Annotated in this window: 12 protein-coding genes; 5 read left to right on the plus strand and 7 right to left on the minus strand. The window is 72.9% G+C overall.

The genetic code is table 11. The annotated features are described in order from the left end of the window. Nucleotides 1-69 precede the first annotated feature (69 nt). Both FB453_RS29380 and FB453_RS29385 read left to right on the plus strand, forming a co-directional pair. On the plus strand, nt 70-1,329 hold the full coding sequence (locus FB453_RS29380; RefSeq protein ID WP_145795441.1) for a M48 family metallopeptidase: 1,260 nt from the start codon (nt 70-72) through the stop codon (nt 1,327-1,329). Beyond that, on the plus strand, nt 1,326-2,450 hold the full coding sequence (locus tag FB453_RS29385) for a glycosyltransferase family 4 protein (RefSeq protein WP_145795444.1): 1,125 nt from the start codon (nt 1,326-1,328) through the stop codon (nt 2,448-2,450). Before FB453_RS29380 ends, FB453_RS29385 begins: the two co-directional genes overlap by 4 nt. Before the next feature lie 13 nt (nt 2,451-2,463). Here the strand turns inward: FB453_RS29385 and FB453_RS29390 are convergent, their stop codons facing one another. From FB453_RS29390 to FB453_RS29420, 7 genes are all read right to left on the minus strand, one after another. After that, nucleotides 2,464-3,126: a lysophospholipid acyltransferase family protein gene (locus FB453_RS29390; RefSeq protein WP_145795446.1), complete on the minus strand. Its 663-nt coding sequence runs from the start codon at nt 3,124-3,126 to the stop codon at nt 2,464-2,466. Nucleotides 3,127-3,145: 19 nt separating this feature from the next. After that, nucleotides 3,146-3,730 carry a TetR/AcrR family transcriptional regulator gene (locus tag FB453_RS29395; protein WP_091407547.1) on the minus strand — a complete coding sequence of 195 codons (585 nt, stop codon included), beginning with the start codon at nt 3,728-3,730 and terminating at the stop codon, nt 3,146-3,148. Nucleotides 3,731-3,919: 189 nt separating this feature from the next. Continuing rightward, nucleotides 3,920-5,578, minus strand: a complete 1,659-nt coding sequence (locus FB453_RS29400) for a putative bifunctional diguanylate cyclase/phosphodiesterase (RefSeq protein ID WP_225855314.1) — start codon at nt 5,576-5,578, stop codon at nt 3,920-3,922. 79 nt (nt 5,579-5,657) lie between these two features. After that, nucleotides 5,658-6,467 (minus strand): SAM-dependent methyltransferase, encoded by an 810-nt coding sequence (locus FB453_RS29405; protein ID WP_112582796.1) that lies wholly within the window; start codon nt 6,465-6,467, stop codon nt 5,658-5,660. A gap of 188 nt (nt 6,468-6,655) precedes the next feature. After that, entirely contained in the window at nt 6,656-7,324 is a 669-nt protein-coding gene (locus FB453_RS29410) for a response regulator transcription factor (protein WP_030337723.1), read from the minus strand. A gap of 7 nt (nt 7,325-7,331) precedes the next feature. Continuing rightward, complete coding sequence (locus FB453_RS29415) at nt 7,332-9,023, minus strand: sensor histidine kinase (protein ID WP_112582795.1); 1,692 nt, start codon at nt 9,021-9,023, stop codon at nt 7,332-7,334. A gap of 14 nt (nt 9,024-9,037) precedes the next feature. Then, on the minus strand, nt 9,038-10,852 hold the full coding sequence (locus FB453_RS29420; RefSeq protein WP_145795448.1) for a long-chain fatty acid--CoA ligase: 1,815 nt from the start codon (nt 10,850-10,852) through the stop codon (nt 9,038-9,040). Nucleotides 10,853-10,970: 118 nt separating this feature from the next. Between FB453_RS29420 and FB453_RS29425 the strand changes: the two genes are divergently transcribed. The 3 genes from FB453_RS29425 (at nt 10,971) to FB453_RS29435 (ending at nt 13,186) form a co-directional block, all read left to right on the plus strand. After that, nucleotides 10,971-11,426, plus strand: a complete 456-nt coding sequence (locus FB453_RS29425; RefSeq protein WP_091407559.1) for an SRPBCC family protein — start codon at nt 10,971-10,973, stop codon at nt 11,424-11,426. Nucleotides 11,427-11,457: 31 nt separating this feature from the next. After that, nucleotides 11,458-12,162: a hypothetical protein gene (locus FB453_RS29430; RefSeq protein WP_145795450.1), complete on the plus strand. Its 705-nt coding sequence runs from the start codon at nt 11,458-11,460 to the stop codon at nt 12,160-12,162. Between the two features lie 76 nt (nt 12,163-12,238). Further along, complete coding sequence (locus tag FB453_RS29435; RefSeq protein ID WP_145795452.1) at nt 12,239-13,186, plus strand: ROK family glucokinase; 948 nt, start codon at nt 12,239-12,241, stop codon at nt 13,184-13,186. Nucleotides 13,187-13,188 lie beyond the last annotated feature (2 nt).

A 13,188-nucleotide genomic window follows, 5' to 3' on the forward strand; every position in this document is an offset into this window, starting at 1 on the left:
CGCGGCCCATAGGATGAGCGGTCACGGCGGGAGGAGCGCGATGAGCGGGGAACAACGGGCGGTGACGCGGTGACCCCGCGCGGCTGGGCGCTGCTGACCCTGGCCGGGCTGACCATCGCGCTGGTCGTGCTGGCCGCGCTGCTCATCCCGTGGCACCGCCCGCCGGCACCCCGGGCCGACCAGCTCGCCGCGCTGGGCGACCTGCCAGCCGAGCAGGTGGCAAAGGGGCGGGAGTTCCGGGCCGCGCTGCGTCCCGGCGGCTATACCGCGCTCGCCGTTGGGCTGCTGATCGCCCTCGCGCTCGGGTTGACCCCGCTGGGCAGTCGCCTGGTCGAGCTGGTGGGCCGGCCGTTCGGTGGGCACTGGGCAGCGCAGGCGGTGCTCGGCGGGCTGGCGGTGGTGCTCGTCGCCGACCTGGTGACGCTCCCGTTCGCCGCCTGGCGGCAGAGTGTGCTCACCCGCTACGGCTTGAGCACCAACGGCTGGAGCGGCTGGGCGGTCGACCTGCTCAAGTCGTACGCCGTCAGCGCGGTGATCGGCGCCGTGGCGCTGTTCGGCTTCTACGCTGTCATCCGGCTCGCGCCACGCTGGTGGTGGGCGTTCGGTGCGGCCGGTGCCGCGGTGCTGGTGGTGCTGCTGTCGTTCGTGCTGCCGGTGCTGGTGGAGCCGGTGTTCAACCGGTTCACCCCGATGGAACAGGGCCCGTTGCGCACCGAGCTGATGAGCATGGCCGCCCGCGACGGGGTGCCGGTGCGTGACGTGCTGGTCGCCGATGCCTCCCGGCGCACCAGAGCGGTCAACGCGTACGTCTCCGGTCTCGGGCCGACCCGACGGGTGGTCGTCTACGACACGCTGCTGCGCGAGGCGACCCCGGCCGAGGTGATCGCCGTCGTGGCGCACGAGTTGGGGCACGCGAAGGACTCCGACGTGGCGGCCGGCACGCTGACCGGGGCGCTGGGCGCCGCGGCCGCCGTGGTGGCGCTCTACCTGCTCGGCTCGTGGGGGCCACTGCTGCGGCTCGCCGGTGTCGACTCGGTGGCTCAACCGCGCGCGTTCCCGCTGCTGGTCGCCCTGGTCACGGTGGCCGGGTTGGTTGCCGCTCCGGTGCAGGCGCTGATGTCCCGACGGGTGGAGGCGCGGGCCGACGCGCACGCGCTCGCCCTCACCAACGACCCGGAGTCCTTCGAGTCGATGCAGCGCCGACTCGGCTCGGTCAACCTCGGCGACCCCGACCCGCCCCGTTGGGAATACCTCTATTCGGCCTCACATCCGTCCACCGTGGAGCGGATGGCCGCCGCCCGCGCGTACGCCCGGGAGGTCGGCCGATGAGCCGCACCCTGCTGATCACCAATGACTTTCCGCCCCGCCCGGGTGGGATCCAGTCGTTCGTGCACAACCTCGCGGTCCGTCAACCGGCCGGCTCGGTGGTCGTCTACGCGTCGAGCTGGCGCGGGGCCGCGAAGTTCGACGCCGACCAGCCGTTCGAGGTGATCCGGGAACGTACCCGGGTGTTGCTGCCCACCCCGTTGATCGCCCGCAGGGCGGCCCGGTTGGCTCGCGCGTACGACTGCGACACGGTGTGGTTCGGCGCGGCGGCCCCGTTGGGCCTGCTCGCGGCCGGCCTGCGGCGGCGGGCCGGCATCCGCCGGGTGGTGGCGCAGACCCATGGCCACGAGATCGGTTGGGCGGCGGTGCCGGCCGCCCGGCCGGCGCTGCGGCGCATCGGTCGGGGTGTGGACGTGACCACCTATCTCGGCGAGTACACCCGCACCCGGTTGGCCCGGGTGCTGGACGGGGTGACCGAGCTGCGCCGCCTCGCGCCCGGGGTCGACGTGGACACCTACCACCCGAGCGTGGACGGTGAGCAGGTCCGGGCCCGGCTCGGGTTGACCGACCGGCCGGTGGTCGTCTGTGTGTCCCGGCTGGTGCCGCGCAAGGGTCAGGACACCCTGATCCGGGCCCTGCCGGAGATCCGCCGCCGGGTGCCCGACGCGGCGCTGCTGATCGTCGGTGGCGGGCCGTACCGGGCGACTCTGGAGAAGCTGGCCCGCCAGACCGGTGTGGAACGGGATGTGGTGTTCACCGGCACGGTGCCGTCGGTCGAGCTGCCGGCGCACTACGCGGCCGGCGACGTCTACGCGATGCCGTGCCGCACCCGCAACCGTGGCCTCGACGTCGAAGGGCTGGGCATCGTCTACCTGGAGGCGTCCGCGGCCGGCCTGCCGGTGGTGGCCGGTGACTCCGGAGGCGCACCGGACGCGGTCCGGGAGGGGGAGACCGGCTACGTCGTGCGCGGTCGGGACGTCGCCCAGCTCGCCGACCGGGTCGCCCGGCTGCTCGCCGACCGGGACCTGGCCCGGCAACTGGGCGCGGCTGGCCGAGCGTGGGTGGAACGGGAGTGGCGCTGGGAGGCGCAGGCGGAACGCATGGCGGCACTGCTCGCCGGCTGATCGCCGCTCGCGTTCAGCTCTCCCGGGCGGGCGCGTAGCGCGGCACGTACTCCTGGCCGGTGAGCTGCTGGATCGCCGCCATCACCTCGTCGGTGACAGTTCGGATGTCACGCGGCCCGTTGATCCGCTCGGCGACCGGGATCGGCGGGCCGAACCGCAGGGTGATCGGGTGTCGACGGGGCAGCCGCGCGTCGACCGGCAGCACCTGGGCGGTGCCGAGCACGCCGACCGGGATGATCGGCACCCCGGCGTCGCGGGCCAGCCGGGTCATCCCGACCCGGCCCCGGTAGAGCCGCCCGTCCGGGGAGCGGGTGCCCTCCGGGTAGACGGCGACCAGGCCGCCGGCGCGCAGCACCGGGACGGCGGCGTCCAGGGCGCGCAGGGCGGCCCGGCCGTCGGAGCGGTCGACCGGGATGGCGCCCATGCCGGCGACGATCCGTCGGTTGAGCCAGCCGCCCGGACCCCGGCCGTTGAAGTACTCGACCTTCGCCCAGAAGGTGACGTGTCGGGGCGTCGAGGTGACGAGAAACAACTCGTCGGCGACGGACAGGTGGTTGCCGGCGAGGATGGCGCCGCCGTGTCGGGGTAGATGCTCCAGCCCTTCCACCCGGGGCTGCCAGCCAAACCGCAGCACGGTGCCGACGGTCAGCTTGGTGACGTCGTACAGCAGGGGCACGTGTCCTCCGGGGTCGGGTTCAGGCGGGCGCCGGGCCGAGGTGGGCGTCCAACGCGGCGCGCAGCAGGGCATCGTCGTCGGTGGCGCCGGTGGCCAGCGGCAGGCTGCCCCAGGCCCAGAGTTGGGCGATGCCGTGCAGGTTCGCCCACAGCGCGCCGGCGAGCACCGCCGCGGGCGCGTCGGTGGGCCGGCGCGCCTGCGCCACCAGGTCGGCGAGCACGGCGAACAGCGGCAGGCTCGTCTCGCGCAGCCGAAGCCGGCCGCTGTCCAGCAGGTCGTGGCGGAACATCAGCTCGAACATGCCGCGGTGGGCCGCCGCGAAGTCCAGGTACGTCCGGGCCAACGCGGTCAATCGGGTACGGGGGTCCGGATCGACGTCGCGCAACGTTCGCTCGACCCGGGCGGTGAGGTCGGCGAAGCCCTCCCGGGCGATGGCGGAGAGCAGGTCGACGTGGGTGGGGAAGTAGCGGCGCGGTGCGCCGTGCGAGACCCCGGCACGCCGGGCGATCTCCCGCAGCGACACCGCCGACTGGCCCTCGCGCAGCACCAGGTCCACCCCGGCGGCCACCAACCGAGCCCGCAGCCCCGTCTCGTCCGCGTCCATAGACACTGTCTATCAGCCGCCGTAGACGATGTCTACCTTCCCGGTGCCGCCGGCGCTGCCCGTGGTGCCCGATGTCTCGGTGAGCGGTATACCTCTGAGTCATATAAATACCTCTGAGGTATATCGCCTTTCATCGACCTGGCCGCGAAACCCTGGCCCGGTCAGCCGAGGTGGTTGGGGCGGGGTGGTTCAGCGGATGCGGGCCAGGATGCGATCGGCGGGAGCCGGGCGGCCGAAGTGCCAGCCCTGGGCTGCGTCGCAGCCGATCGCCCGCAGCCGCTCGGCCTGCCCGGCGGTCTCCACCCCTTCGGCGGTGACGGTCAGGTCCAGCGCGTGCGCCAGCGAGACCAGGGAGGCGAGGATCCGCTCGTCGGTGCGGCCGACGGACGGCGAGCGCAGGCCAGCCACGAACTCCCCGGCCACCTTCAGTTCGGTCACCGGCAGGTCCCGCAGGTACGCCAGGTTGCTGTAGCCGGTGCCGAAGTCGTCGATGGCGATGCGCACCCCGAGGTCGGCAAGGACCCGCAGGGCGCGGACCGGCTCCTCTGCGGTGCTCATCATCGTGCTCTCGGTGATCTCCAGTTGGAGCCGCTCCGGTGGCAGGCCGGTCTGCCGCAGCAGCGCACGGACCTCCTGCACCAACCCGGGCCGGTGCACCTGCCGTACCGCGAGGTTGACGCTGACGAAGGGCGCGGCGGCACCCCCGGCCGACCACGCCTCGGCCTCGCGGCACGCCTCGGCCAACACCCAACCGCCCAGCTGGACGATCAGGCCGGTCTCCTCGGCCAACCCGATGAAGCTGTCCGGGCGCAGCACCCCCAACTCGGGGTGCCGCCAGCGGACCAGCGCCTCCACGCCGACCAGGCTGCCGTCGCGCAGTGAGGTCAGCGGCTGGTAGTCGAGGTAGAACTCGCCCCGCTCCAACGCCGCCGGAATGGCCGCGGAGAGCGCGTAGCGGGCCAGTTCACGTTGGTTGCGTTCGGCGTCGTAGAGCGACCAGCGCGCCCCACCGGCGGACTTCGCCCAGTGCAGGGTGCTGTCGGCGGCCCGCATCAGGTCCGTGGGGTTGGCCCCGGCCACCTGGCGCTCGACGATGCCGATGCTCGCCGAGATCTGCAGCTCGTGCCCGTCGACCAGGGCCGGTGTGCCTACCGCGGCGAGCGCGGTCTCGGCCACCGCCACCATGTCGTCGGTGCCGGCGGTGTGTTCCACCAGGATGACGAACTCGTCGCCGCCGAGCCGGGCCACCAGGTGCTCACCCATGGCCTTGCGCAGCCGCTCGGCCACCGTGGCCAGCAACAGGTCACCGATCTGGTGCCCCAGCGTGTCGTTGACCACCTTGAAGCGGTCCAGGTCCAGGAAGCACACCCCGACCCGCTGCGCGCCCCGGCCCGGTTCGTTGAGCGCCGCGGCGAGCCGCTCGGTGAACAGCGTCCGGTTGGGCAGGCCGGTGAGCGGGTCGTGGGTGGCCTGATGCCGGAACCGGGCCTCGCTGGCCCGCAGCGCCCGCTCGGCCTGGGTGCGGGCCCGCATGGCGGCGCGGCGGATCGACTCCTGCTCGTCGAGCGTCCGGTCGCGCAGCGCGCGGGCGTAGCCGGTCGCCACCGCCGCCAGCAGCCGGGCCATCCGGTCCTCGACGTCCTCGGCCACCAACCCCAGGTCGCGCACCAGGCGGAGCTGGATGACCTCGACGGTACGACCCAGCCCTTCGGCGGAAGCGATGTGCGCGGCGACCAGCTCGGCGCCGACCCGGTGCCCGGCACGCAGGTCGAACGGCTCAGTGAGCAACGCCCCGGCCAGTTGCCCGGTGAGCCGGTCCAGCAGGGACTCCAACTGGGCCTGGGTCATCGGTAGATAGCTGGTGCCGGAGACCGCCTTCGCCCAGGCCCGGGCGAACGTCCCCGGGCAGGGGGTCGCCCCGGGCGACTCAGTCACCGAGGCGCCCGACGCCGCCCATGAAGACCGCGCGCTCGGCGTCCTCCGCGCTCTCCGGAGTGTCCGGTCGCCACTCGGGTACCCACACCACGCCGGGGTCGAGCAGCTCGAAGCCGTCGAAGAGCGCGGTCAGCTCGGCACGGCTGCGCACCCACAGCGGGTTGTCGGTGCGCCGGTAGACCCGCTCCGCCTCGGCGCGTTCGTCCTCGCTGCGCCCGTCGTCGCTGGCCTGTGACAGCACCAGGTAGCTGCCGGGCGCCAACGCGTCCCGCAGCGTCCGCAGCAGCTCCGCCGGCCGGTCGTCGTCGGAGACGAAGTGCAGGACGGCCACGACCATCACGGCCACCGGTTGGCTCAGGTCGAGCAGCTTGCGGACGTCCGGATGGGCCAGGATCGCCTCCGGGTTACGCAGGTCCTCCTGCACGACCGCGGCCCGCTCGTTGCCGGCGAGGATCTCGCGGCTGTGCGCCACCGCCACCGGGTCAACGTCCACATAGACCACTCGCGACTGCGGGTCGAGCTGCTGGGCGATCTCGTGCACGTTGCCGACGGTCGGGATGCCCGAACCGATGTCCAGGAACTGTCGGATCCCGGCGTCGGCGAGGTGGTGCACGGCCCGGCGCAGGAACGCCCGGTTGGCCTGGGCCATCAACGGCGCCTCGGGCACCGCGGCGACCATCGCCTGCGCCGCGGCCCGGTCGGCGGCGAAGTTGTGCGAGCCGCCGAGGTAGTAGTCGTACATCCGCGCGACGCTCGGGCGCTCGATGTCGATGGTGTCGGGTGCCCAGTCCGGCCGCTGCATGCGTTTCACCCCTCGAATCTGCGACGCGAGCATCGTCGCCCGCGCGGGTATTGTGCACCCGCCACGCACGCCAGACCATAGCGCGCCGAAGGTTGCCCGCCGACGTCGGTCGATGCGCGACGGTCCGCGCCGGCCGAAGCTGGCGCGGACCGTCGGTCGCGTCGTCCCGCTCGACGAGCGGGGGCAGGTCAGAACTTCGGTGCGTCCGGTGCCTCGAGCAGGCCCAGCCGGAGCGCGGTCATCAGGGCCTGAGCCCGGTTGGCCGCGCCGAGCTTCTCGTAGAGCTTCGAGATGTGCGTCTTCGCCGTGGACTCGCTGACGAACAACTGCTTGGCGATGCCCGCCACGCTCATCCCGTCGGCGAGCAGCCGCAGCACCTGCCCCTCCCGCGGAGACAACTGCGGGCCGGACGGGGCGAGCCGGCGCTTCATCGCCTCGGCCAGGTCGGCCGCGGTGAACGCGCTGGGGGAGGAGGCGGCGTGCCGTGCGGCGGCCACCACCTCGTCGGCCGGAGCGGTCTTCGGCACGAAGGCGCTCGCGCCGGCCTCCAGGGCGCCGAAGAGCTGGTCGTCGCCGGCGTACATGGTCAGCACCACGATGCCCATCGACGCGCTGGACTTACGCAGTGCGCGGGTGGCCTCCAGGCCGCTGCCGTCGGGCAGCCGCAGATCCATGATCACCACGTCCGGCTGCAAGGCGCCGGCCTGGCGTACCCCCTCCGCCGCCGTGGCCGCCTCACCGACGACCTCGAACTGGCGGTCGCGCTCGAAGGCGTGCCGCAAACCCTTGCGAATCAGGTCATGATCGTCGACAAGGAGGACCTTGGTACGGGTGGCCGGTATCGGACTTGTGGTCATCCTCGGGTTACTCCCCTTCTGGTGCTGCGCTGCCGCGCACGTTATCGCGCCGGGCCGAGGTGCCGAGAACCACCGCCACGGTCGTGCCGCTGGGTTGCCGCGGCCTGATCTCCAACCGGCCCCGGATACGTTCCGCCCTCTCGGCCATGATCGCAAGACCGTACCGCCCGTCCGGGCGCTGGTCAGCCATCCCCTGACCGTCATCCGACACTTCTATTTGCGCGTACGGGGGGTCGACCTCACACGTGACCCACAAATTCGACGCCCCGGCGTGCTTGCGCGCGTTGGTCACCGCCTCCTGCGCGATGCGCAGCAACTCGGCCTCGGTGGCGGCCGGCAGTCGGGCGGTGGACTCGTCCAGCGAGAGGTGCACCCGCAGCCCTCCGGACGCGCCCACGGTGCGCGCGTACTCGGCGATCGCCGCGGCCAACCCACCCTGCCGGTCCACCTCGCTGCGCAGCTCGAAGAGGCTCAGCCGCAGCTCCTGGATCACCCGGGTCACCTCGCCGCGCAGCGTACGCAGGGCCTCGGCGGTCTCGTCGGCGTCGTCGAAGACGGTGGCCAGGGCGTTGTCGATGCCGTAGCCGACCATCACCAGCTCCTGGGCCACCCCGTCGTGGATCTCCCGGGCCAGCCGCTGCCGCTCCTCGTTGGTGGCCAGCGAGCGGACCTCGTCGAAGAGCAGCGCAGCCTCCAGCCGCAGCGCGGCCGGGCGGGTCAGCGCGGTCACCCGGGACACCACCGGCGGCGGGTACGCGTGCGCGGCGTCCGCCTCCAGCACCACCAGCCCCACCGTGCGCACCCCGGCGACCAGCGGAATGATCAGCGCGGACACGTCGCCGCCGCGGTGCGAGCGGGACTGCGACCGGGCGGCCGTGGTGGCCTGCTGGGTGGCCCAGGCGTCGGCGATCGCGGAGTCCGCGTCCAGCGTCGTCTCCCAGTCCACCCGGTCGACGCCGGCCTGGGCGAGCACCACGAGGCGACCTCCGCCGCTGGCCGACAGCACCGCGCCCCGGTCCGCGCGGGCCACCGTGCGCAGCTCCTCCAGCAGGTGCTCGGAGATGCCGCCCGGGTCCAGGGTCGCCCCGGGCAGCTGCCGGGCCACCGTCCGCAGCTGGGTCAGCAGCCGGGTGGCCTCGGCGTACGGCTGAGGTTTGCCCTCACCGCGGACCGCCATCACCCGGTGCAGCGTGCCGGCCGCGTAGAGCCCCAGCGCCGCCAGGATCAGCCACTGCGCGCAGACCGCGAGGTAACCCAGCTGGCCGAGCTGGAGACCACCGTCGACCCGGGTCAACGCGCCGCTGAGCAGCAGGGTGGCGGCGGTGACCACGAGCAGCGCGGCGCCCTCCGGGAAGCGGCGGCGCAGCGCGGTGACTGTCACCGGGACCGCCAGATAGGGCAGCACCGCCGACGCGCCCAGGCCGTCGACAGTGCCGCCGATGGACGCCACCGCGGCGACGTGGCTCGCTGCCAGCCCCAGCACCACCACCTCGGCCACCCGGCTCAGCGGGCCGACCAGCCGGTGCTGCGGTGCCAGCAGCGACGGCAGCCCGGCCACCGCCAGCAGCGCGATCCACCACAGCTGGGTGACGTCGCGGGTGGCGAACAGGGTCAGGATGGCGATCAGCGCCAGCATCACCACGCGGGCGGCCGCGGCGAGGGGATGCGGGTGCGGGGCGGTGGCTGTGGATGCGGGCACGTGACGGATGGTAGTCAGCCTCGGTAGATATCGGCGATCTCCGCCGCGTACGTCTTGTGGACAACCTGGCGCTTGACCTTGAGCGACGGGGTCAGCTCGCCGGTCGCCTCGGTGAAGTCGTGGGGCAGGACCCGGAACACCTTGATCGCCTCCGCCTTCGACACGGCCTGGTTCGCGGCGTCGACCGCCGCCTGGATCTCCTTGCGGAGGCCCTCGTGCTCGCGCAACTGCTCGACAGGGGTGTCGAGGGGCATCCCTGCGTTCTCCAGCCAGGTCGGCAGCGCCTCCTCGTCGACGGTGACCAGCGCCGCGATGAACGGCTTCCGGTCACCGACCACGACACACTGGCTGATCAACGGGTGCGCCCGGACCAGGTCCTCGAGCACCGCCGGGGCGACGTTCTTGCCGCCGGCGGTGACGATCAGCTCCTTCTTGCGGCCGGTGATGCTCAGGTAGCCGTCGGAGTCGAGCTGGCCCAGGTCGCCGGTGCGGAACCAGCCGTCGGCGCTGATCGTCTCGGCCGTCGCGGTCTCGTTGCGCCAGTAACCCTGGAAGATCAGCTCGCCGGAGATCAGGATCTCGCCGTCGTCCTCGATCCGCACTGTCACGCCGGGCAGCGGGCGGCCGACGGTGCCCATCCGGGTGCCGCTGGGCAGGTTCGCGGCGGCGGCGGGCGAGGTCTCGGTGAGGCCGTAGCCCTCCAGGACCGTCACGCCGATGCCCCGGAAGAAGTGGCCGAGCCGGGCGCCGAGTGGCGCGCCGCCGGAGATCGCGTCCCGGCACCGTCCGCCGAGCGCGGCGCGCAGCTTGCGGTAGACCAGCCGGTCGAAGACCACGTGCTGGGCGCGAAGCGCCAGGCCCGCGCCGCCCGGGGTCTCCAGCGCCTCGCTGTACGCGATGGCGACTTGCTCGGCGCGGGCGAAGATGCCGCCCTTGCCGTCCGCCTCGGCCTTCTGCTTGGCGGCGTTGTAGACCTTCTCGAACACCCGGGGTACGGAGAGCACGAAGGTCGGCCGGAACGCTTGTAGCTCGGCGACCAGGTTCTTGGTGTCGGCGCAGTGCGCCATGGTGGCTCGCGCCTGCACGACGCCGATCTGGATGAGTCGGGCGAAGGCGTGCGCCAGCGGGAGGAAGAGCAGGGTGCTCGCGCCGGCGTTGAACAGGTTCGGCAGCACCGGCACCGCGTTGGCGATGTCGGCGTACATGTTGCGGTGGGTGAGCACGCAGCCCTTGGGGCGGCCGGTGGTACCGCTGGTGTAGATGATCGTGGCCAGGTCGCCGGCGCGGACGGCCTTGCGTCGCCGCTCAACCTCGGCCAGCTCGACCGTGGCGCCGGTGGTGACCAGCTCGTCGACCCCGCCGAGGTCGATCTGCCAGACCTGGCCCAGCTCGGGCAGCCGGTGCCGGACGCCGGCGATCAGGGCGGCGTGCGCCTCGCTCTCCACCACGACGGCGACCGCGTTGGAGTCCTCGAGGATCCACGCGGCCTGCTCGGCGCTGGACGTCTCGTAGATCGGCACGGTCACCGCGCCGACGGCCCAGATGGCGTAGTCGAGCAGCGTCCACTCGTAGCGGGTGCGGCTCATCAGCCCGACCCGGGCACCGGGCTCGATGCCGGCGGCGATCAGCCCGCGGGCCACGGCGGCCACCTCGTCGCGGAACTGGAGGCAGGTCACCTCGGTCCATTCGGTGACGGTGCCGTCGGCGCGTGGGGTGGGTCGGGCGAACTGGACGGTGTCGGGCGCGACTTCGGCGTTGTCCCAGACCGGATCGGTGAGGTTGGCCGCGTCGCCAACGGTGACGATCGGCGGGACGGAGAACTCGCGCACCTGCACTCCTTCGTGCTCGCACTGGTTGGGCCGGCCGCCGCCGTGGCGTCGGCATGTGTCGAAACCTACCCGGCGGGCGGTCGGGGTGAGACAACCAGGAGGCAGGTAGCCTCCCCCCATGGCGGACTCCTCCACCCAGTCGATCATTATCGGCGCCGCACCGGATCGGGTGACGGCGGTCATCTGCGACTTCGCGCGCTACCCGGAGTGGACCGACGCGGTGCGTCGCGCCGAGGTCGTCGAGGAGTACGAGGACGGCTACGCCAGTCAGGTGCATTTCACCATCGACGCCGGGGTGATGGCCGACGAGTACGTGCTCGCCTACGAGTACGCCGAGGATCTGTCCCGGATCGAGTGGCACCTGGTCGCCCCCTCGAAGATGCAGAAGGCCCAGCGTGGTTCGTACGACCTGGTGGGTAACCCGGACGGCAGCACGACGGTGACCTACACGCTGGAGGTCGACCTGTCGGTCGGCATGCTCGGGATGTTTCGGCGCAAAGCCGAGAAGATGATCATGGACACCGCGTTGAAGCAGCTCAAGCGCCGGGTAGAAGCAACCGGTGCGGCGCAGTGACGTGTCCGGTGGCACGGTAGAGGAGCCGACGGTGGGCGGAACGGATCCGGGTTCGGCCCGGGAAGAGGCGGAGCGGCTGGTCGCCACCCTGCTGGCAGGGGCGCGACTGGCCTCCGCCGGCTCGGCGGGCGGCGCGTTCGGCTCGTTGGGCGGGATGCTGTCCGGTGTCCTCGGTCACAGCGCGGGCCCGGACGCCCGCTCCGGCGCCGGTGGTGCTTTCGCCACCGGTTCGGCCGAATGCTGCGTCTGCCCGGTCTGTCGGGGCATCGCCGCGTTGCGGGATCCGAGTCCGGAATTCGCCGAACGGCTCGCGACCGGCGCCGGTGACCTCGCCGCGGGCGTCGCCAGCCTGCTCCGCGCGTTCTCCCCGCCGGAACCGTCCACGCCGAGCCCCACCGCGCCGGCCGCCGAGCCGACCACCCCGCCCGCGCCGGCACCCGCCGCGAGCACCGACGACGTGCCCCCCGAGCCACCCCCGAGCGCCCCGCCCACCGCGACCGTCGACGACCACGTGTGGCGCGATGCCACCCGTACCGGGCATGATTCTCAGCCGGCGCCGGAGCGGGATGTCTGGTCGGTCGCCACCCGGACGGCGGACCCACTCGCCCCGGCCGCCGTACCACCCGTCGACGAGGCCGGGACGGCGACCGTACCGGCACCGACCACCCGTTCCGTGGTGCCCGCCTCGCGGGTGCCCGATGACGCCGACGCGGAAGCATCGGGCGACGGCGCCTGAGCGCGGGACCTTCCGACCCGGACCGGCACTGGGCCGGAACCTGGGCCGGACAGCACAGCAGAGGGGGGCGGTAGCGGTGACGCTGACCATCGGAGTCGACGTCGGTGGCACGAAGGTGGCCGGCGGTGTCGTGGACGACACCGGCACGGTCCTCGTGCAGACCCGACGGGACACTCCCGCCGATGACGTGGCCAAGACCCGCGACGTCATCATCGAGTTGGTCGGCGAGCTGGCTACCGGGCGGACCATCGAGGCCGTCGGCATCGGCGCGGCCGGGTGGATCGACGCCGGCCGTTCGACTGTGCTCTTCGCTCCCAACCTGGCCTGGCGTGACGAACCGCTGCGCGAGTACGTCAGCGAGGCAGTCGGGCTGCCGGTGATCGTGGAGAACGACGGGAACGTCGCCGCGTGGGCCGAGTTCCGCTACGGCGCGGCCCGCGACGCCGACGACTCGATGATCATGTTCACCATCGGCACCGGTGTGGGCGGCGGCATCGTCCTCGGTGGCGACCTGATGCGCGGCGCGCACGGCATCGCCGCGGAGCTGGGCCACATGCTGGCCGTGCCGGACGGGCACCAGTGCGGCTGCGGCCGGCTGGGCTGCATCGAGCAGTACGCCAGCGGCAGCGCCCTGGTCCGGTTCGCCCGGGCCGGCGCCCGGCAGGAGCCCAACCGGGCCACCGCCCTGCTGAAGCTGGCCGGCGGTGAGGCCGAGGCGATCACCGGCCCGATGGTGACCGCCGCCGCGCAGGGTGGCGACCCGGTCTCCGCCGAGGCGTTCGCCCAGATCGGTCGGTGGCTGGGCACCAGCCTCGCCGACATGGCGCAGATCCTCGACCCGCAGACCCTGGTGGTCGGCGGCGGCGTGATCGACGCCGGTGACCTGCTGCTCGGTCCCACCCGCCGCTCGTACCTCGACGCGCTCGCCCAGCGCGGTCGCCTGCCGGTGGCCGAGGTGCTCCCAGCGGAGCTGGGCAACAGCGCCGGGGTGATCGGCGCCGCTGACCTGGCCCGGCGGATCTGAGG

Source organism: Micromonospora sp. CNZ322 (genome assembly GCF_007827755.1).